The 19,913-nt window shown below is 64.1% G+C and carries 18 protein-coding genes; 10 read left to right on the top strand and 8 right to left on the bottom strand.

From position 1 onward, the window contains the following. Nucleotides 1–21: 21 nt before the first annotated feature. The 3 genes from JC607_RS14240 to JC607_RS14230 form a co-directional block, all read right to left on the bottom strand. The gene (locus JC607_RS14240) at nucleotides 22–291 is read right to left on the bottom strand and encodes a hypothetical protein (protein ID WP_198837586.1); all 270 of its coding nucleotides are present in this window, start codon (nucleotides 289–291) and stop codon (nucleotides 22–24) included. 1,060 nt (nucleotides 292–1,351) lie between these two features. Beyond that, a complete protein-coding gene (locus JC607_RS14235) occupies nucleotides 1,352–1,663 on the bottom strand; it encodes a hypothetical protein (RefSeq protein ID WP_233092908.1) in 312 nt (103 codons plus the stop codon). Between the two features lie 221 nt (nucleotides 1,664–1,884). After that, the gene (locus tag JC607_RS14230) at nucleotides 1,885–3,102 is read right to left on the bottom strand and encodes a hypothetical protein (RefSeq protein ID WP_198837585.1); all 1,218 of its coding nucleotides are present in this window, start codon (nucleotides 3,100–3,102) and stop codon (nucleotides 1,885–1,887) included. A gap of 108 nt (nucleotides 3,103–3,210) precedes the next feature. On the opposite strand from JC607_RS14230, the gene lepA reads away from it, so the two are divergent. After that, nucleotides 3,211–5,010, top strand: a complete 1,800-nt coding sequence (gene lepA, locus JC607_RS14225) for a translation elongation factor 4 (protein ID WP_198837584.1) — start codon at nucleotides 3,211–3,213, stop codon at nucleotides 5,008–5,010. Between the two features lie 700 nt (nucleotides 5,011–5,710). On the opposite strand, the gene JC607_RS14220 is transcribed toward lepA, so the two are convergent. Next, nucleotides 5,711–5,923 carry a DUF1127 domain-containing protein gene (locus JC607_RS14220; protein ID WP_092896164.1) on the bottom strand — a complete coding sequence of 71 codons (213 nt, stop codon included), beginning with the start codon at nucleotides 5,921–5,923 and terminating at the stop codon, nucleotides 5,711–5,713. A gap of 17 nt (nucleotides 5,924–5,940) precedes the next feature. Continuing rightward, entirely contained in the window at nucleotides 5,941–6,114 is a 174-nt protein-coding gene (locus JC607_RS14215; protein WP_198837583.1) for a hypothetical protein, read from the bottom strand. A gap of 99 nt (nucleotides 6,115–6,213) precedes the next feature. On the opposite strand from JC607_RS14215, the gene JC607_RS14210 reads away from it, so the two are divergent. From JC607_RS14210 to mraY, 8 genes are all read left to right on the top strand, one after another. Continuing rightward, nucleotides 6,214–7,335, top strand: a complete 1,122-nt coding sequence (locus tag JC607_RS14210) for an Mrp/NBP35 family ATP-binding protein (RefSeq protein WP_198837582.1) — start codon at nucleotides 6,214–6,216, stop codon at nucleotides 7,333–7,335. Nucleotides 7,336–8,190: 855 nt separating this feature from the next. Then, nucleotides 8,191–8,694: a division/cell wall cluster transcriptional repressor MraZ gene (locus tag JC607_RS14205; protein WP_198837581.1), complete on the top strand. Its 504-nt coding sequence runs from the start codon at nucleotides 8,191–8,193 to the stop codon at nucleotides 8,692–8,694. A 3-nt stretch (nucleotides 8,695–8,697) separates the two neighbouring features. Then, on the top strand, nucleotides 8,698–9,696 hold the full coding sequence (gene rsmH, locus JC607_RS14200) for a 16S rRNA (cytosine(1402)-N(4))-methyltransferase RsmH (protein ID WP_198837580.1): 999 nt from the start codon (nucleotides 8,698–8,700) through the stop codon (nucleotides 9,694–9,696). Nucleotide 9,697: 1 nt separating this feature from the next. Next, nucleotides 9,698–10,063 carry a cell division protein FtsL gene (locus JC607_RS14195; protein WP_198837579.1) on the top strand — a complete coding sequence of 122 codons (366 nt, stop codon included), beginning with the start codon at nucleotides 9,698–9,700 and terminating at the stop codon, nucleotides 10,061–10,063. Nucleotides 10,064–10,066: 3 nt separating this feature from the next. Further along, the gene (locus JC607_RS14190; RefSeq protein WP_198837578.1) at nucleotides 10,067–11,857 is read left to right on the top strand and encodes a penicillin-binding protein 2; all 1,791 of its coding nucleotides are present in this window, start codon (nucleotides 10,067–10,069) and stop codon (nucleotides 11,855–11,857) included. Nucleotides 11,858–11,908: 51 nt separating this feature from the next. Further along, nucleotides 11,909–13,402: a UDP-N-acetylmuramoyl-L-alanyl-D-glutamate--2,6-diaminopimelate ligase gene (locus JC607_RS14185; RefSeq protein WP_198837577.1), complete on the top strand. Its 1,494-nt coding sequence runs from the start codon at nucleotides 11,909–11,911 to the stop codon at nucleotides 13,400–13,402. Between the two features lie 109 nt (nucleotides 13,403–13,511). Then, complete coding sequence (murF, locus tag JC607_RS14180) at nucleotides 13,512–14,954, top strand: UDP-N-acetylmuramoyl-tripeptide--D-alanyl-D-alanine ligase (protein ID WP_198837576.1); 1,443 nt, start codon at nucleotides 13,512–13,514, stop codon at nucleotides 14,952–14,954. Then, nucleotides 14,955–16,037 (top strand): phospho-N-acetylmuramoyl-pentapeptide-transferase, encoded by a 1,083-nt coding sequence (mraY, locus tag JC607_RS14175; protein WP_092896180.1) that lies wholly within the window; start codon nucleotides 14,955–14,957, stop codon nucleotides 16,035–16,037. It abuts the gene before it with no gap. Nucleotides 16,038–16,280: 243 nt separating this feature from the next. Here the strand turns inward: mraY and JC607_RS14170 are convergent, their stop codons facing one another. The 3 genes from JC607_RS14170 to JC607_RS14160 all read right to left on the bottom strand — a co-directional run bounded on the left by JC607_RS14170 (nucleotide 16,281) and on the right by JC607_RS14160 (nucleotide 18,280). Beyond that, the gene (locus tag JC607_RS14170; protein ID WP_198837575.1) at nucleotides 16,281–16,763 is read right to left on the bottom strand and encodes a hypothetical protein; all 483 of its coding nucleotides are present in this window, start codon (nucleotides 16,761–16,763) and stop codon (nucleotides 16,281–16,283) included. Between the two features lie 183 nt (nucleotides 16,764–16,946). Next, a complete protein-coding gene (locus JC607_RS14165; RefSeq protein WP_233092907.1) occupies nucleotides 16,947–17,570 on the bottom strand; it encodes a YdeI family protein in 624 nt (207 codons plus the stop codon). A 113-nt stretch (nucleotides 17,571–17,683) separates the two neighbouring features. Continuing rightward, a complete protein-coding gene (locus JC607_RS14160; RefSeq protein WP_198837574.1) occupies nucleotides 17,684–18,280 on the bottom strand; it encodes an OmpW family protein in 597 nt (198 codons plus the stop codon). 209 nt (nucleotides 18,281–18,489) lie between these two features. Between JC607_RS14160 and murD the strand changes: the two genes are divergently transcribed. Next, complete coding sequence (gene murD / locus JC607_RS14155; protein WP_198837573.1) at nucleotides 18,490–19,902, top strand: UDP-N-acetylmuramoyl-L-alanine--D-glutamate ligase; 1,413 nt, start codon at nucleotides 18,490–18,492, stop codon at nucleotides 19,900–19,902. Nucleotides 19,903–19,913: the final 11 nt, after the last annotated feature.

The following is a 19,913-nucleotide window of genomic DNA, read 5'->3' as shown; positions in this document are numbered from 1 at the left end:
CCTTTGAAGAGAGCATCGCTCTCAGAAGACCGGAACAGAACCGGGACAGGTCCAATCCGTCTCCATCAGGATCGAGATGTGACGCGGCTCCAGGGCGAGGCGCATCATCCGGCAATATGCTTCCACCTCCGAGGGCTGGAGCGCATTCGGGCCTGCCGGGTGATAGGTGCGGGTCAGGCTCAGGCGCTGGAAAGTGTTCCAGAGAATCAGACCAGCTTGCGGCGGGCGAACCTTCTCGCCTTGCAGCGCATCGGTGACGGCGTTGCAGTGCAGGCGGGACAACCGGCGCATCAGCGCAACCCCAGGCCCGATTTGGACTGGCGTGAGGCCTCCGCAGACGAAGCAACAGATATACCAATAATCGCCGGCGCAGCCTTTCTGACCACATTACCGGCGGTGCGGGTCGATATCCGTTCGACCGCCGCGCGTCAGTTGCCATCCTGATCCACCGAAACCCGCATATCGACCTGCGAAGAACCGCCGCCGCCGCCGCGTCGCCGCCGCTCTGGCCGCGCGTGTGATCCGTCACCGTCTCCCGTGGGTGCATCAGGGCGAGAAATCCGCCCTTGCCGTCCAGACCGCCCGAGCGTGGCGCATCGCCGGTAGAGCCCCCGCCATCATATGACAGAAGGCCGCCGGGGAAGCCCGTGAAGCCATTGCCGAACAGACTGCCGATACCTTTGACCATCTGCGAATTGGCGCTCTCCATCAGTAGAGCGATAACAGCCTCCTTCGCGCTCTTGCTGCCATCGAGGACAGAGCCGAACAGATCATCACCGATCACCGATCACCGATCACGGCCGCAATGCGGGTCGTCGTGATTGCGCATGATCTCGCACTGCACCGGATCGGTTTCCAGCATCGTCAGGATCTGCTGTTCTTCCGTGGGATCAGGTCGTCCAGTGCCTCACGCCGCTTTTTGAGCGCCCCGGTCACGTCATCGGCCTCTTTGGCCCCAAGATCAAAGCCGGGGCGCGGCTTATGCTCTGGGGGCCGGCCCCGCCGCGAATGTTTGCAAGCTGGCGGGCACTGTCATGACCGGCACCCGGCTGTGCGGGGAGGGTCTGGTGCGAGGACATCACCTGCCTGCCCATGCGCCGTGGCGACCGGGGGCATCTGGGCCTCGGGCAGGGATGCCTGCCCGTGCTCGTAAGCGGGTCGCCCCGGGAGATGTCTTTTATGCCTGACGCCGGCCCTGCGGCTCAGGAGGGGGCGCATTCCTGATCTCCGGGTCAGAGGGAGATCAGGAAACGCCAGATCGCAGCCTTTGTGGCTGCCCGTTGACCGGGGGAGACCCTGCCCGGACACAGCCCGAAGAGCACAACAGTACATGGGAGCCGGTGAGCCCGCCTCAGCCGCCGCAATAGGATTCGGCCATGGCACCGAACTGCTTGTAGCGGTCCCAGAATGCATCATCGGCCGGTCTTTGCGAGATCCAGACGGTATGGGCCAGATCGGGATCGCGGAAGAACTTTGCCGCCCGGCGCTGATCGCCACCCTTCAGGGTCATATCCGCGACTTGCTGGATGCAGCCGCAAAGGGCGCGGCTTGCGGATTCGCGACCCGAACGCATGCAGGCCGATTCAATCGGGCCAGCCAGCGTCATGGAGGCGGTGGAAAGAAGCACACCGGCGGCAAGCGCCAGGGAGATGATTGGTTTCATGATGTTCTGCCTCAAGTGCCGCGAACGGGGTTTCCCTCCGCCCGACGGTCATTTTTCTGCCAGTGATATTGCCAAAAATCGCCTCTTTTTTCAATCCTCGCAGGAGGCCAGGCGGCCTTTTGCCGGGAAAAAAGACGTGATCGCGGAAACTACAAGCGCCAGGGGGCAGGAGGCGGGTCTGCCGCAAGATCGGCTGCCCCAGGGGGCGGATCGACGCCGGATCAGTCGAGGGGATCTTCGGGGATGACACGCCAGCTTGAAATCGACCAGCTTGGCCTGGGCGAGACGGTGACTTCTGCAGCCTGGATGATTCGCGACTGATCGGCGATGCCGCAGCCAGGGAGGCAGCTGGTATCCAGTCCCCAGCTGTCAAAACCGCGATGTACCGCATCGGTGAGGCGCAGCAGATCGGGCGAAGGCGCAAAGCTGGTGTCAATCCGCGCGGTGACCTCGTCAAGCCGCGCTTCGGGCAACTCAATGGTGATCGCGCGGTCGCGCCAGCCGATCCCTGGCAGGACGCGGTTTTTGCCGGCATCGGTCAGATAGGCGCCGTCTTGCAGCACAAAAAATGGCATTGGCGCGGTGACCCGGACCGAGGTGACCGTGCCGGGGCCGTCGCCGAGCCAGGCCTTTGCCTGCTCTGTGAGGCGCGTGGCCTCCTCCCCGGCAACACCATCGGGCAGGGTTTCAGACATCCCCTCAGGCGTCTTTTCGGGCGGCAGGCCGACCGGGTCGCGCAGCGTCACCAGTTCTGACGGCAGGTCGATATGGATCCGGCGCAGCCCGGTATCGGGCGGCTGCACCACCTCGGCGCCAGGATCGGCGAACCAGCGGCCCGGATCACTGGCGATGGCCTCATGATTGATCAGATAGGCTTCGTAATTCTCGAAATGGCTGGTGATCAGCTCTGCGGGGGCCGAATGCGGGACGGGGTCCCTCAGGGCGCCCATGCCCCAGTTTTCGGGGCTGTCCGCCCCGGCAGGCCAGGTCCGGCACTGGATCGTCGGGCAGGAGAAGGTCCGCACCGCCGCGCCATCTTTCAAGAGCGTGCCGATTTCTGCAACCGGGGCGCGGGCTGTTTCGCCAGAGATCTCCGCGCCGGTGATATCGCCCGTGACATTGCCGCCGCCGGATGCGTCGAGATACCAGAGCGATGGCCGCAGCCCGGCAAGCGTTGCGCCGTCGGTGATCAGGCGCGGCCCGGCGCCGGTGACGAAATCCTCAAGGATGAGCGCATATTGCCCGGAGGCGAGTTCGTCATCGCTGATCCCGCTCAGCAGCGCGACGGTCGCGGGCCCGGGCGCCATGGTCAGAAACAGAACCGCAAACCCGGGAAAGGCGCCGCGAATCTTCCACCAGGCATAAAGCCCCGCCACTGTCAGTCCGAGCCCGCCCGCCGCGAGGCCCCGGAGCAGCGCTTTCTTACCAGGTTTCCGCATTCTGCCCGTCTTCTTATTCCACGGGCGAAGGTAAACTATGAAAATCGCAGCTTCCAGTCTGCTTGCCCCTCTTCCCGGCTCTCACGGATCCCGCTATATCCCGCTGCCATGACCCAACTTGATCACATCCGCAATTTCTCCATCGTCGCCCATATCGACCACGGGAAATCCACGCTCGCCGACCGGCTTATCCAGATGACCGGCACAGTGGCCGAGCGTGACATGAAGGCGCAGATCCTCGACTCGATGGATATCGAGCGCGAGCGTGGCATCACGATCAAGGCGAACTCCGTCCGGATCGAATATCCGGCGAAGGATGGGAAAACCTATATCCTGAACCTGATCGACACCCCCGGCCATGTGGACTTCGCCTATGAGGTCTCGCGCTCGATGCGGGCGGTCGAGGGGTCGCTGCTGGTGGTTGACGCCTCGCAGGGCGTCGAGGCGCAGACGCTTGCGAATGTCTATCAGGCGCTGGATGCCGGGCATGAAATCGTGCCGGTCCTGAACAAGATCGACCTTCCGGCGGCGGATCCTGACCGGGTTAAGGCCAATATCGAAGACGTGATTGGGCTGGATGCGTCAGACGCGATTCCGATTTCGGCGAAATCGGGCCTTGGTATCCCGGATGTGCTGGAGGCCATCGTTCAGCGCCTGCCGCCGCCGAAAGGTGACCGCGATGCGCCCTTGAAGGCGATGCTGGTCGACAGCTGGTATGACAGCTATCTCGGTGTGGTCGTGATGATCCGCGTGATGGATGGCGTGATCAAAAAGGGCGAACGCATCCGGATGATGCAGACCAATGCGGTTTATCCGATTGACCGTCTCGCCGTGCTGACGCCGAAGATGAAGGATATTGCCGAGCTCGGGCCGGGTGAGATCGGCGTTTTCACGGCCTCCATCAAACAGGTGCGCGACACCCGTGTCGGCGATACCGTCACCCATGAGAGGAAGGGTTGCGAGACGCCGCTGCCGGGCTTCAAACCTGCACAGCCGGTGGTGTTCTGCGGCCTCTTCCCGGTCGATGCCGCCGATTTCGAGGCGCTGCGCGATGCGATCGAAAAGCTCGCGCTGAATGATGCGTCCTTCAGCTATGAGATGGAGACCTCGGCGGCCCTTGGCTTTGGCTTCCGCTGCGGCTTCCTTGGCCTTTTGCACCTTGAAGTGATCCGCGAGCGGCTGGAGCGTGAGTTCGATCTCGATCTGATCACCACCGCGCCGAGCGTGGTGTTCAAGCTGCATATGAAAGACGGCGAGGTGCGCGATCTGCACAACCCCGCCGATATGCCCGACCTGACCTATATCGACCATATCGAAGAGCCGCGCATCAAGGCGACGATCATGGTGCCGGATGAATATCTCGGCGATATCCTGAAGCTTTGCCAGGACCGTCGCGGTATCCAGCTGAACCTGACCTATGCCGGGCCGCGCGCCATGGTCGAATATGACCTGCCGCTTGCGGAAGTGGTGTTCGACTTCTACGACCGGCTGAAATCGGTGACCAAGGGCTATGCCTCCTTCGACTATAGCCTGTCGGAATATCGCGAGGACAATCTCGTGAAAATGTCGATCATGGTGAATGAAGAACCGGTGGATGCGCTGGCGATGATGGTTCACCGTGACCGCGCCGAGGCGCGGGGCCGGGTGATGGTCGAAAAGCTGAAAGAGCTGATCCCGCGCCATATGTTCAAGATCCCGATCCAGGCGGCGATTGGCGCAAGGGTGATCGCGCGCGAAACGCTCTCGGCGATGCGCAAGGACGTGACCGCGAAATGCTATGGCGGCGACGCGACGCGCAAACGCAAGCTTCTGGACAAGCAGAAGGAAGGCAAAAAGAAGATGCGGCAGTTCGGCAAGGTCGAAATCCCGCAGACCGCCTTCATCCAGGCGCTCAAGATGGACAATTGACGGGCAGCTTGTCCGTTCAGAATCAAAAAGGCCGGCGCTTGCGCCGGCCTTTTTGATTCTGGCCCGCCGAAACTGGCCAATGCTGCAACCGGTTTGTTCCGCTGCGCGCCGGTGCCTTGGCCCGGCCCTGGCATCTTTAACGGTGAAAAAGGGAGGGGAGGGCGGCGGTCCCGAGGGAGGAGGAGAGGGACCGCCGCAAGTTCCGGTGGCGCAAGGGAGGAGGAGAGCGCCGCCGAACCGATCGGACACGAGGATCAGGCCTGTGCCCTATTGGGAGGGCGCAGCGGCTCCGGGGAGGAGGAGAGGAGCCGCCGCGCTTTCCGGAGACCCCAGGGAGGAGGAGAGGGGCTCCGAACTTGTCTGGCCCGGGCGTCACAGGGACGGGGGGCCACTATTTTGCGCAGCGGCTCCAGGGAGGAGGAGGGGAGCCGCTGCTGTTTCCGGAGGCCCCAAGGGAGGAGGAGAGGGGCTCCGAACTCGTCTGGCCCGGCGCATAAGCGCTGCAGGCCGGTATCTGATGCGGCGACCCCAGGGAGGAGGAGGGGGTCGCCGCTGGTTCGAAGGCCCGAGGGAGGAGGAGTGGGCCACCGAATGGAGCGGGCATTGCTGCCCTTTAAAAGCTGGCGCCACCTGGGAGGAGGGCGGTGACGCCATTTTCACGCCGGATCCAGGGAGGAGGAGGAGATCCGGAGCGGGAAACTTATTTGCCGTAAGCGGCTTCGCGGGCAACTTCGGTGATCATGGCGCGCGAGAGGCCCAGATCCGACAGATCACGATCCGAGAGCGAACGAAGCTCTTCAAGGGTCCGCGAGTAGAGTTTACGACGTGCGATTGCGTTGCGCAGGGCCTCGACAACATCGCCGAAGAGCGAGGGGCGGGCCAAAGCGGCGCGGGAGGTGTTCACATATGCCATTTCATCAAGCCTTTGCGTCAGGATCGGCGGTGGTCTTGCCAGGTTTGGCGGATCTTCGTGCCGGTCTGTTGCTTTCCGTTGTCGCTAACATGCGGGCTTTTCTGCGTTTGCACAATAGACGGCCCGGCAATGCTGCCATGCAGCAATCGCATGGCTGTTTCCGGAGCTATGTCATTGATATAAACAGACATGGTTAAAGATCAGGCAGTCTGCGAACAGATCTTTCTCCGCCCCTTGCCCTTTTCGCAAAAACTGCCGAGTCTCAGCCAGCGATTTGTCCGGAGAGAGCGATGACAGCCACGCGTGAAGCGGTAACGGAGATTCTGGCGGGGATTGCCCTGCCAGGGGGCGGCACCCTGGTGTCGCGCGATTTGATTCGCGCGCTCTCGGTAGATGGTGGCGTGGTGCGTTTCGTCATCGAGGCGGAAAGCGCAGATCAGGCGCGGGCGCTCGCGCCGGTCCAGGCGGCGGCTGAGGCGGCGCTGAAGGCGCTGCCGGGGATCACCTCGGTCCAGGTGGTGATGACGGCGCATGGCCCGGCGGCGAAAGTGGCCCCGAAACCAGCGGGGCCGGTGGTGCGCAGCTCGGGCGCGGGGGGCGAGCCGCCCAGCCTGAAGATCGGCGGCCATCCGACACCGCAGCAGGGCGGGCCGCAAAAGCTCTCGGGGATCGACCGTATTATCGCGATCGGCTCGGGCAAGGGCGGCGTCGGCAAGTCGACGGTCAGCTCGAACCTTGCGGTGGCGCTGGCGAAACAGGGGCGGCGCGTGGGCCTGCTGGACGCAGATATATACGGGCCGAGCCAGGCGCGGATGATGGGGGTCTCGAAACGCCCGTCTTCCGTCGATGGCAAGATCATCGAGCCGGTGGTCGCGCATGGCGTGACCATGATGTCGATGGGGCTTTTGCTGAAAGAGGGCGAGGCGGTGGTCTGGCGCGGCCCGATGCTGATGGGGGCGATCCAGCAGCTTTTGTCCCAGGTGGCCTGGGGCGAGCTGGATATCCTTCTGATCGACCTGCCGCCCGGCACGGGTGATGTGCAGCTGTCGTTGTCACAGCGCGTGCAGCTGACCGGCGCGCTGGTGGTCTCGACGCCGCAGGATGTGGCGCTGATCGACGCGCTGAAAGCCATCGATATGTTCAACAAGCTGAAAACGCCGATCCTTGGCCTGATCGAGAATATGTCCTCTTATATCTGCCCCAATTGCGGCCATGAGGCGCATATCTTCGGCCATGGCGGCGTCCCTGCCGAAGCGCAGCGCCTGAACATCCCCTTCCTCGGCGAGCTGCCACTGGCGCTGGATGTGCGGGTGGCGGGTGATGCCGGCGCGCCGATTGCCACCGGCGATGGTCCGCTGGCCGAGGCCTATGACCGTCTCGCGCGCCGCCTGATCGACGGCAATATGGCCTGACGGCCCCTGTCACCGGCAGGCGCCCCCTGCGCCGCGCCGATCCCTGAGCTCTGAAAACCCCGCCACCCATCCCCGGTGGCGGGGTTTTGCTTTTCCGGCCCCTCTGAGCGCGGCCGGGGCGCGCAGGCGGCTCCGGGATGGGATGGGATGGAACTGCGGGCCTCCGAATCAAGCGACATGGAATCTCATGGAACTGAGGGGGCGATTTCACCTCAGGCGGGTGAATCTTCGGGATTGAGAGGGGCGGCGCGTGCATGTGGCTGGGAATGACGCGCTGCCTTCTGCGGACCTTGCGCCCTGATCCGGAAAAAACTTCGATGCTCCGGGATTGCATGGGTTTGGCTGGATTCTCCAATATATCGACAGTAACGCAAAGGAGAGCCATAGATATAGTGTCGTGATGGAGCGTGAGGGCCACAAGATCCTGTTTTCCCATCCCATCCCGGACAAGATATTGCCATCAGGGTCCAACATTTCCCTTGTCAGACCATGAAATCCCAGGCATGTTGAGGGCACGGAAGATGAGACGGGCAAACAAAGACGTCAGGGGCGGACGAAGACCCCGAATAAAGGCGAAAAAAGGCAGCTCATACAGGCAAACCCTTTCATCGGACGACAGAGATCCGGCGCGCGAGCGAGCAGACATCTCCCCCAGGTGGCGCGCGTAGCTGGACGCCCAGCGATGGGACAGAGGCGGATCGGACAGTGGCAGCAGTCCGATCCGCCCATTTCATTTCTGGATCATGAGAATTCGGCCGACGGGCCAGAAGACTGACGCCGCAAGGCGAATTTCATCGGGTCGCAAGGCTCAGGGACAGACGCAACAGACGACGCAACAAGGGCCGGCACAAAGCAATGGCTGAGGCATTCAGAGGCGAGTTCTACCAGAAGGTAGATGCAAAGGCGCGGGTTTCGATCCCGGCGCCTTTTCGCCGTATCCTGGAAGCCGGTGACGCCGGGGCAGGGACCTCGCGCCCGCGTGTTGTGATGGTCTATGGTGGTCGCGCCGGCCAGGCCTATGTCGAATGCTATTCCGTCGGGCAGATGGCCGTGATGGAAGACAAGATCCGCAGGCTCGCGCCCGGCACGCCGCAGCGCAAGGCGCTTGAGCGCAATTACATCACCCTCTCGCAGACCGTTGAAATCGATGATGATGGCCGTCTCGTGCTGCCGCAGAAGGTACGCGAGCGGATCGGCCTGACCGATGCCGGCGAGGCCTGTTTTGCGGGCGCGCTGGACACGTTCCAGATCTGGCTGCGCGAGACCTATGATACGGAAATGGCGGCACAGGAAGAGATCGATCTCGACCTGCCCGATGGCGCGGATCTCCTCTCGCTCCTGCCGCATGACGGAGTGTAAGCGATGGCAGGAAGCGCACCGCATATCCCGGTGCTCCTCAGGCCCTTGCTTGCGGCGTCAGCCCCGGTCGAAGGCTTCTGGATTGATGGCACTTTCGGGGCAGGGGGCTATGCAAAAGGCCTGATCGGCGCGGGTGCGTCGCGGGTTCTGGGCATCGACCGCGATCCGCTGGCGCATCAGATGGCGGCCTCCTGGCTGCCGGAGTTCGGCGGGCGCATCGCGCTGGCGCAGGGCACCTTTTCCGATCTGGATACTTTGGCCGGTGAGGCGGCGGATGGCGTCGTCCTTGATATCGGCGTGTCGTCGATGCAGATCGACGAGGCAGAGCGCGGGTTTTCCTTTCAGAAAGACGGCCCGCTGGACATGCGGATGAGCCAGGACGGGCCATCGGCCGCCGATCTGGTGAACACTGCGGGCGAGGAATATCTCGCGGATATCCTTTATAATTACGGTGAAGAACGTGCCTCGCGCCGCATCGCGCGCGCGATTGTGGCCGCGCGTGAGACCAGCCCTTTCACCACCACGTTGCAACTGGCTGAGGTGGTGGCGAAACAGCTGCCGCGCCCCAAATTCGGCGAAAGCCATCCGGCGACCCGCAGCTTCCAGGCGATCCGCATCGCGGTGAATGCCGAATTCGACCAGCTGGCCGAAGGCCTGGCGGCGGCAGAGCGCATTCTGAAGCCCGGCGGGCGGCTGGCGGTGGTGACCTTCCACAGCCTCGAAGACCGCATCGTCAAACGGTTCTTCCAGCAGGCCTCGGGTGCCGAACCCGCTGCCAACCGCTATGCGCCGGCGCGGGATGCTGTCACCCCGCGCTTTCGGCTCGCGTCGAAAAAGGCCATTGGTCCCGATGAGGAAGAGCTTGCCGCCAATCCGCGCGCGCGGTCTGCGAAGCTCCGCGTCGGCATCCGCACCGATGCGCCCGCCCTGGCCGCCGATCCGGCGGCGCTCGGGCTTCCCCGGTTTCATGTGACCCGTAATTCGCAAAAAGGACGGTCCTGACATGCGCCCCGTGCTTTACGTTTTTACCTTCCTCTCGGTGATCGCCCTTGGCTTCTGGGCGTATCGCGAAAACTACGCGACCCAGGAAGTGCTGCGTGAGGTCCGGGGGCTGCAGCGCCAGATTGCCAGCCTGCGTGAGGGCCTGTCGGTGCAAAAGGCGGAATGGGCCTGGCTGAACCGGCCCGACCGCTTGCGGGATCTGGTGTCGCTGAATTTCGAACGTGTGCCACTGATGCCGATGGAGCCGGGTCAGTTCGGCGCCACCGCAAGCGTCGCCTATCCGGTGCCCGAGATCCCCGCGATCGAGCTGCCCGACGGCGTCGGCGCGGTCCAGATCACCTCGGCCAGTGCAGAAGAGGGGCTCTGATCCATGCGCACGCCCCTCCGCCCGCTTGCCCGTATCCTTGAGGCGCGCCAGAACGGTGAAAACCCCGATCTGATCGAGCGCGAGAATCTCGAACGCCGCCATGAAGTGATCCGCGACAAAAGCCAGCCGCGCGCCTCGGCCCGGCTGGGGCTGCTCGCTTTGGCCTTCGGCTGCGCCTATCTGACCATCGGGGTCCGGATGGGCCATCTGGCGGCCTCAGAGCCTGTCGAGCCGGTGGCGTCGGCGCCGGGGGCCGAGATTGTCGCGCAACGCGCCGATATCACGGACAGAAATGGTCGCATCCTTGCGACCAATATGACCACTTCGGCGCTTTACGCGCATCCGAAAGACATGGTCGATCCCAAAGGCTCGGCGCGCAAACTGGCCGAGATTTTTCCCGATCTGAAGGCCGAAGACCTGGAACGCCGTTTCACCGACGGGCGCCGGTTTCTCTGGGTGAGGAAGGTTCTCAGCCCCGAACAGATGCAGGCGGTGCATGAGATCGGCGATCCGGGGCTTTTGTTTGGCCCGCGCGAAATGCGGCTTTACCCGAACGGCTCGCTCGCGGCGCATGTGCTGGGCGGCTATTCCTTTGGCGCAGAAGGCGTGCATTCCGCCGAGGTGATCGGCACAGCCGGGATCGAAAAGGCGATGGATGCGCGGCTGCGCGATCCCGCCCAGGCTGGCCAGCCGCTGGAACTGTCGCTTGACCTTACCGTGCAGGCCACGGTCGAAGAGGTGCTTTCCGCCGGGATTTCGATGCTGAATGCGCGCGGCGGTGCGGCGATTGTGATGGATGTGCGCACGGGTGAGATTATTGCGCTGGCCTCGGCGCCGACATTCGACCCCAATGACCGCCCGGTGCCGCTGGTCGGCAAGGATGACGAACCCTCGGACAGCCCGCTCTTCAACCGCGCGGTGCAGGGGGTGTATGAGCTGGGGTCTGCCTTCAAGATCTTCGCCGCCGCTCAGGCGATGGAGCTGGGCCTTGTGACGCCCGACACCCTGGTCGATGCCAATGCGCCGATGACCTGGGGCAAGCACCGGATCAAGGAATTCGAGGGCAAGAATTACGGCCCGATGCTCTCGGTGCGCAAGGTGATCGAGAAATCGTCGAACGTCGGCACCGCCCATATCGCGCTGATGATCGGGCCGCAGCGCCAGCAGGCCTTTCTGAAATCGCTTGGCTTCTTCGACCCGACGCCGCTTGAGCTGATCGAGGCCCCGGGCGCGAAGCCGCTGATTCCCAAACGCTGGCCCGAGATCGTGACCATCACCACCTCTTACGGTCATGGCATGTCGGCAAGCCCGATGCATCTCGCCGCCGCCTATGCCTCGATCGCGAATGGCGGGCTTTACGTCAAGCCGACGCTCCTCAAGCAAAAGGGCCCCGCCTCGGGCATCCGGGTGATGAGCGAGAAGGTCGCGAAGGAATCGGTTTCGATGCTGCGCTCGGTGGTGACGCATGGCACGGCGAGCCTTGGTGAGGTCAAAGGCTATGAGGTCGCGGGCAAGACCGGCACTGCCGACAAGCCCAAGAAATCCGGGGGCTATTACAAGGACAAGGTGATCAATACCTTCGCCTCGACCTTCCCGGCCTCGAGCCCGCGCTATGTGGTGATCGTGACGCTGGATGAGCCCGCCGATACCTCGGGGCCACGGCCACGGCGCACTGCCGGCTGGACCTCTGTGCCGGTCACCGCTGAGATGATCCGGCGCATTGCGCCGCTGCTTGACGTGAGGCCGATAGTTGAACCCATCACCGGAGCTGCGCTAACAGCAGCGGCAAACTGAACGGGTGCCAGAGCTGCGGCTGAAAGCGGCAGCGAACTGAACGGGTGAAATATGGCGGGTGAAAAGCGGCTCTCGGGGCTGGGGCTGGGGCTGAAGGCAAGGCAGGCGAGGGATCCGGTCCTGACCGGGATCACGGCTGACAGCCGGGCGGTCAGGCCTGGCTTCCTCTTTGCGGCGCTGCCTGGCAGCCTGCGCCATGGCGCCGATTTCATCGCGACCGCGCTGGAAAAGGGGGCGACCGCGATCCTCACCGATCCGATGGGCGCGCTGATCGGGACCGAAGCGATCGGCCTGAAAGACGTGGCGCTGGTCGTGGTGGACGAACCGCGCGAGGCCCTCGCGCGCGCAAGCGCCCTCTGGTCGGGCGCCCAGCCTGCCGTGATGGCCGCCGTCACCGGCACCAACGGAAAGACCTCTGTGTCGACCTTCACCCGTCAGATCTGGCAGGCGCTTGGGCATGCCGCGATCAATATCGGCACGACCGGGGTCGAAGGCGACTGGCAGGCGCCATCCGCGCATACAACCCCCGACCCGGTGACCCTGCATGCCATGCTGGCAGATGCAGCCGGTGACGGCATCACCCATGCCGTGATGGAGGCCTCCTCGCATGGGCTCGACCAGCGCCGCCTCGAAGGCGTGCGGCTGAAAGCGGCGGGCTTCACCAATCTGACCCAGGACCATCTCGACTATCACCACACGATGGAGGCCTATTTCACCGCGAAAGCCGGTCTCTTCACCCGACTGCTTCCCGATGACGCGGTGGCGGTGATCAATCTCGACGGCGCTTATGGCCCTGAAATGGCCGAGCTTGCCGAAGCGCGCGGCCTGCCGGTGCTGCGCGTCGGGCGCGGCGAGACCGGCCCGCTCCCCGATCTGCAGATAAAAGCGATCCGCCCCGATGCGACCGGGCAGGAGCTGCGGCTTTTGTGGCAGGGCAAACCCTTCCAGGCGCGGCTGAGCCTGACCGGCTCCTTCCAGGCGGAAAATGTTGCGCTCGCGGCGGGCCTTGTGATCGCCTGCGGCGAGAAACCGGACCGCGTGATGGCGGCGCTGCCCGGCCTCAAAGGCGTGCGCGGCCGGATGGAGCTGGCGGCGACCCGCAGAAATGGCGCGCCGGTCTATGTCGATTACGCCCATACGCCCGATGCCATCGCCACCGCGCTGCAAGGCCTGCGCCCGCATGTCATGGGCCGGCTGATCGTGGTCTTCGGCGCCGGCGGCGACCGCGACCGCACGAAGCGCCCGCTGATGGGCGAGGCCGCGCAGGCCAATGCCGATATCCTCTTCGTCACCGACGACAATCCGCGCTCGGAAGAGCCCGCTGCCATCCGCGCAGACATCATGGCCGCCTGCCCGGAGGCCAATGAGGTCGGCGACCGCGCCGAGGCGATCCTGCGCGCCGTCGACGCGCTCCTCCCCGGTGACGCCCTCCTGATCGCCGGGAAAGGCCATGAGACCGGCCAGATCATCAAAGGCGAAATCTATCCTTTCGACGATGTCGAACAGGCCTCGGTCGCCACAGCCGCGCTGGACGGGCTGATCTGATGCGCGCCGCAACCTGCATTTTCTGTCCGGAAATATCCCCGGGGGGCGGCTCCGCAGGAGCCGGGGGGCAGGCAGCCCCCCGCCGCGCTCAGCCACAGGACGCAAACCGATGACCCCGCTCTGGACCTCTTCTGACGCTGTCACTGCAACCGGCGGCCGCACGACGGGCGCCTGGACGGCGACCGGTGTCTCGATCGACACCCGCACGCTGCAACCGGGCGATCTCTTCGTGGCACTTGCCGCAGCGCGGGACGGCCATGATTTCGTGGCTCAGGCGCTGGAAAAAGGCGCGAGCGCCGCGCTCGTCTCCCATATCCCCGAGGGGGTCAGCCCGGACGCGCCCCTGCTGGTCGTCGCGGATGTCCTTCAGGGCCTCGAAGCCCTCGGGCGCGCCGCCCGCGCCCGCACGAAAGCCCGGGTGATCGGCGTCACCGGCTCGGTCGGCAAGACCTCGACCAAGGAAATGCTGCGCGCCATGCTTTCAGGCCAGGGCGTGACCCATGCGGCCGAGGCCAGCTATAACAACCACTGGGGCGTGCCGCTGACCCTCGCCCGGATGCCGGCCGACAGCGATTTCGCCGTGATCGAGATCGGCATGTCGAACCCCGGCGAGATCGCGCCGCTTGCGCGCCTTGCCCGACCGCATGTCGCGCTGATCACCACTGTCGCCCCGGCCCATATGGCCTCCTTCGGCTCTCTCGAAGGGATCGCCCGCGAAAAAGGCACGATTTTCCAGGGGCTGGAGCCGGGCGGCACCGCCGTGATCAATATGGACCTCGACAGCACGCCGGTCCTCACCGCGCTGGCCGAAGCCGCCGGCGCGCAGATCCTTGGCTTTGGCCGTGCCAGGGCCGCCGGCTGGCATCTCGACGAGGTCCGGCCGGGCGATGAGATCACCGTGGTCCGCGCCAGCCATGACGGGCAGATGAGCCTTTTCCGCATCGCCTCGCCCGGCGCGCATTTCGCGATGAACGCGCTTGGTGCGCTGGCCTCGGTTGCAGCGCTTGGCGCCGATCCGGTGCTGGCCGCGCATGATCTCGGGCGCTGGCAGCCCCCCTCGGGCCGCGGCACCCGCGAGCGGATCGAGCTGGACGTGGTGGAAGAGACCTTCTTCGATCTGATCGATGACAGTTTCAACGCGAATCCCGCTTCGCTGGCCGCCAGCCTCGATATGCTGATCCGGACGAAACCGGTTGACGGGATCGGCGCGCTTGGCGCCGGTCGCCGCATCGCAGTTCTCGGCGATATGCTGGAACTTGGCCCCCAGGAATTGCAGCTCCATGCCGCGGTTGCGGATCACCCGGGGCTGAAGGCCGTGACCCTGATTCACTGCGTCGGGCCGCGCATGCGGGAACTTCACCGCGCGCTTCCCCTTGCGCAGCGCGGCGAATGGGTGGAAACGGCAGCCGAACTTGCGGGCCGTGCCCGCGCGCTGATGGATCCGGGCGATATCCTCCTCGTCAAAGGCTCCAAAGGATCGAAAGTCAGTCTTGTGGCCGAAGCCCTGCGCCGCCTGGGCACGGCCCGCATGAAAACCGAAGGAACCGAGTGAATGCTTTTCTGGCTGACCGAACTCTCTGACGGGGGCGATTTCTTCAATCTGTTCCGGTATATCACTTTCCGGGCAGGGATGGCTTTCGGCACGGCGCTGATCTTCGGCTTCATCTTCGGGCGTCCGCTGATCAACCTCTTGCGCCGGAAGCAAGGGAAGGGGCAGCCGATCCGCGATGACGGGCCGCAGAGCCATTTCGCGAAAGCCGGAACGCCGACGATGGGCGGGCTCCTGATCCTCTCGGCGCTGACGATTTCGACGCTCCTCTGGGCGCGGCTTGATAATCCCTATGTCTGGATCGTGCTGCTGGTCACGCTGGCCTTCGGGCTGATCGGTTTCGCGGATGACTATGCCAAGGTCACCAAACAGAACACCAAGGGCGTGTCGTCGCGCATCCGGTTTATCCTGGGCCTCGTGATCGCGGGCCTTGCGGCCTGGGCGGCGGCGCGGTTCCACCCCGAAGGGCTGACCAATCAGCTGGCCATGCCCTTTTTCAAAGATGCGCTGATCAATCTGGGCATCTTCTTCGTGCCCTTCGGCATGATCGTGATCGTCGGCGCTGCCAATGCGGTCAACCTGACCGACGGTCTGGACGGTCTGGCGATCATGCCGGTGATGATCGCGGCCGGCACCATCGGCGTCATCGCTTATGTGGTCGGCACCTCGACCATGGCGAATTACCTCGGTGTCCATGCCGTGCCGGGCACAGCGGAACTGGTGATCTTCGCCTCGGCGCTGATCGGCGGCGGGCTTGGCTTCCTGTGGTATAACGCGCCGCCCGCGGCGGTCTTCATGGGCGATACCGGCTCGCTCGCGCTTGGCGGCGCTTTGGGTGCGATGGCGGTATGCACCAAGCACGAGATCGTGCTGGCCATTGTCGGCGGCCTTTTCGTGGTCGAGGCGCTGAGCGTGATCATCCAGGTGCTTTATTACAAGCGCACCAAAAAGCGGATCTTCCTGATGGCGCCGATCCACCACCATTTCGAGAAAAAGGGCTGGGCCGAGCCGCAGATCGTGATCCGCTTCTGGATCATCTCGCTGATCCTCGCGATGATCGGGCTGGCGACGCTGAAAGTGCGCTGAGGCCGGGCTCCGGCCCTCACCGAAGGCTGGCCCTCAGCGAAGGTCAGGGCGAGACATTCGTCCCTGACATCCTCATCAGTCACGCGCCCCTTCTGGCCGCCATAAACGCGCTCAGGGCAATCTTTCCCAGGCCCCGAAATCCGGCAGAGCCGCCGCTTTCCCTGACGGTGAAGCCGCGGCTCTTTTGCCGCCCCGGGGCCGTCCTGTCCGGACCCGCGGGGCTGCATCCCTGCAAAAGCGGGATCAGTTTGCGCCGAGGCAATCCGCAGTGGCGATCACGGCATCACGGGTTCCCGCGAGGTCAAGCAGCGCCACTTCACCCTCGGAATTTGACAGGCTCAGCGTGTTTTTCAGCGCCAGATCCGTAAGAAATTCCTCATTCTCGATCAGCACGATGATGCCGCCGATCTCATGGTCACTCACGCCATGGCCATCGGCCTCCCATTCCTGGCCATCCAGATCGATGGTCATCGGATAGGCCTTGCCATCCGTAATATCGGTCCAGTCGCTGTTGAACACCGCCATGAAGGCTGCATCTTCTTTGAGATCAAAGCCGACCTGAACGACCGATCCGTCCTCGAACGCGGAGGTCATATAGCAGCCGCCGCCCATATTCGCGTCGCGGTAGATCTCCCAGCCGCCTGCCTCGCCAACGACTTCTGCGGCCTGGCCCGGAGCGAGGGACATCATCAGCGCGAAGCCGGCAAGTGTAATATTTCTGAACATTATTCATCTCCCCTATGGTCGGAAGGATGCCTGACATTGGCGTTCGGATCATGCAAGGGTTGAATTCCCTATCGTCCGGTATCGCTCTGGTTCCTTTCAGAGGCGCGGTGAGATGACCCGACCCTGCCTGATCCTGGCGGGCGGGGCGGCGGCTCTCCGGCAGCAGGACGGCGCGGCAGGATCTCAGCGATCCAGCGCGCCTTTGCCGGCAAGGATCTTCGGGCGGAATTTCCCGATCCGTGCGATCCTCGTTGCAGAGGTCTTTGCGCCGCTGAGGTTGAAGGCGTAGCTTTTCTGCCGCCCCGGGGTCAGCGCGTGGAAGGCCTCGGCCAGGTCCGGATCGGCGTCGAGCGCCTCGATCAGTTCGTCCGGCAATGCAATCTCGCTGACCTCACGGGCCGGCCGCAGACCGGCTTTTGCATAATCCATCGCCTCGCGCAGATATGCGCGGATCACCGGCTCCAGCGCGGTCACCCGGCTATTCTCGGTGAAGCGGATCATATCGGGGTGTTTCGTATGCGGGCCCTGGCGTTCAAGCACGCCATCGGGGTCTTTCATCAGCGCGGCGTTGAAGAAGCTCAGCCGGAAATCGCCCCTGAGCGCGCCGATGATCGCGATATTGCGGCCGGCATGGAGATAGCAGGGATGGCCCCATTTCACGACTTCCGCCAGCCCGGCGGCCCGACAGATCCGCCGCAGCTCTGCCAGCCCTGCCGCCCAGAGGCGGGTTGAACAGTCCGGTGTCGAAAACCGCGGGCAGCGCCCGCAGCCATGGGTGAAATAATCCTCGATCTCAGAGATCATCATCGGGCTTGCCTCCTGCGGCTGGCGTGGCCAGCCTGGCAGATCCCGCCCCGCAATGCAAAAAGGGCGGCAAAACTGCCGCCCCTTCCGCTTCTGTTCCCGCCGAGGGGGGGAAATCAGAATTTCATCACATAGGAGACGCTGGCGACCAGCGGATCGATCGCGGCTTTGCCAATTTTCGTGCCATTCAGCAGCACATCGCTGTCGATATCGATATAGCGGATATCGGCGCGCAAAGCCGCCTTGTCGCTGATCGCATAATCCACACCAAGGGTCGCGGCGAGGCCGAAGCTTTCTTTGATCTTCAGCGTGCCGAGTGTGGATTTCTCTTCAAAGAATTTGGTGTAATTCACCCCGAGCCCGACAAAGGGCGTGAATCTGCTGGTGGTCGGGATATGCCAGTTGACGCTGAGGGTCGGCGGCAGCTGCTTGGTCGACCCGATCTCGCCCAGCCCGGCAAGGCTGATATCATGTCTGAAGGGCGCGGCGGCCAGCAGCTCGATCCCGATATTGTCGCGGACGAAATATTCCAGCGTCAGGATCGGGCGGGTGTTCTTGCCGATGCTCGACTCCATCCCGGCCAGTGCGCCGTTATTGTCCTTTGGCGCGACGGTTCCGATCCCGAAGCCGAGGGTGAGGGTGCCGGCCTCCTGCGCCAGGGCAGGGGCGGCGGTGACGAGCGCGGCGAGAAGCGCGGCGGAGAGATGTTTCATACCCGTTACTTTCTGTTTTCAACACCCGCAGGAATAATGCGCAACAGGGACGGGGCATTGACGCAGGTCAAAACGGCGGCTCCCGGGGCTGCGACAGATTGGCTCAGCTGGTGGCCATCTTGCGCCTGCCGAGCCGCTGGCGCATTGTCGGAGGCGGAAAATGACCCCCTCCGGCGACAGGTGCGGGGCAGAAATGGCAGGCGGCAGAGATGATTGCGGTACGTGGCTATCAGGGGCAGAAGGTTGCGGTTCTGGGGCTGGGGCGGTCTGGCCTTGCCACGGCCCGGGCCCTGATCGCGGGTGGCGCCGAAGCGCTGCTATGGGATGACAGCCCCGAATCGCGCGGGCTTGCCGAGGCCGAGGGCTTTGCCCTCACCGATCTGACCCGCAATATGGCGCTGGAAGGCGTGGCCTGCCTCGTGACCTCGCCCGGGATCCCGCATCTCTATCCGAAGCCGAACCCGATCATCGCCCGCGCGCTGGAACTTGGCGTGCCGGTCGACAATGATATCGGCCTCTTCTTCCAGTCCTGGGGCGGCGAGGAATGGGATGAATTCGACCAGGTCCCCAAAGTTGTCTGTGTCACCGGCTCGAACGGGAAATCGACCACCACGGCGCTGATCCACCATATTCTCGAAGTCGCGGGCCGCCCGACCCAGATGGCCGGCAATATCGGCAAGGGCGTGTTGTCGATCGACCCGCCGCGCGATGGCGAGGTGCTGGTGCTGGAACTTTCCTCCTACCAGACCGATCTGGCCCGCGCGCTGACGCCGGATGTGGCGGTCTTCACCAATCTCTCGCCCGATCATCTGGACCGCCATGCCGGCATGGGCGGCTATTTCGCGGCCAAGCGCCGGCTTTTCGCCGAAGGCGGGCCGGATCGCGCGGTGATCGGCGTCGATGAGGTCGAGGGGCAGTACCTCGCCGGGCAGATGGCGCAGGGGCCGGGCGATGACCGGGTGATCCGGATCTCCTCGGGGCAAAAGCTTGAGGGCTTCGCCTGGTCGGTTTTCGCGCGCAAAGGCTTTCTGGCAGAATGGCGGCGCGGGCGGCAGATGGCGTCCGTGGATCTGCGCGGCATTTCCGGCCTGCCGGGCGCGCATAACCACCAGAATGCCTGTGCGGCCTGGGCGGTGGCGCGGACCCTGGGTCTTGCGCCAAAAATGATCGAGGGGGCTTTGCACTCTTTCGCGGGCCTTCCCCATCGCAGCCAGCTGGTGGGCGAGCGGGCAGGCGTGAAATTCATCAACGATTCCAAGGCCACCAATGTCGACAGCGCCGCGATGGCGCTGCGCGCTTTCCCGAAAATCCGCTGGATCGCGGGCGGGATGGGCAAGGATGGCGGTATTGCCAGCCTCGCTCCGGATCTTGCCCCGGTGGTGAAGGCCTATCTGATCGGCCATTCCGCCCGCGATTTCGCGCTGCAGATCGGCCAGACCCCGCATGAGATCTGTGAGACGATGGAACGCGCGGTGACCCGGGCGGCGGAAGAGGCCGGGCCGGGCGAGGTGGTGCTGCTTGCGCCTGCTGCTGCCAGTTTCGACCAATATCCGAATTTCGAGAAACGCGGCGAGGATTTCACCCGGATCGTGCGGGCGCTGCCGGGGATCGCACAGCCCTGAGGGGCTTTGCC

Source organism: Paracoccus sp. IB05, from assembly GCF_016405985.1.
Classification (GTDB): Bacteria; Pseudomonadota; Alphaproteobacteria; order Rhodobacterales; family Rhodobacteraceae; genus Pseudogemmobacter.
This window is presented reverse-complemented; position numbering and strand designations above follow the sequence as displayed.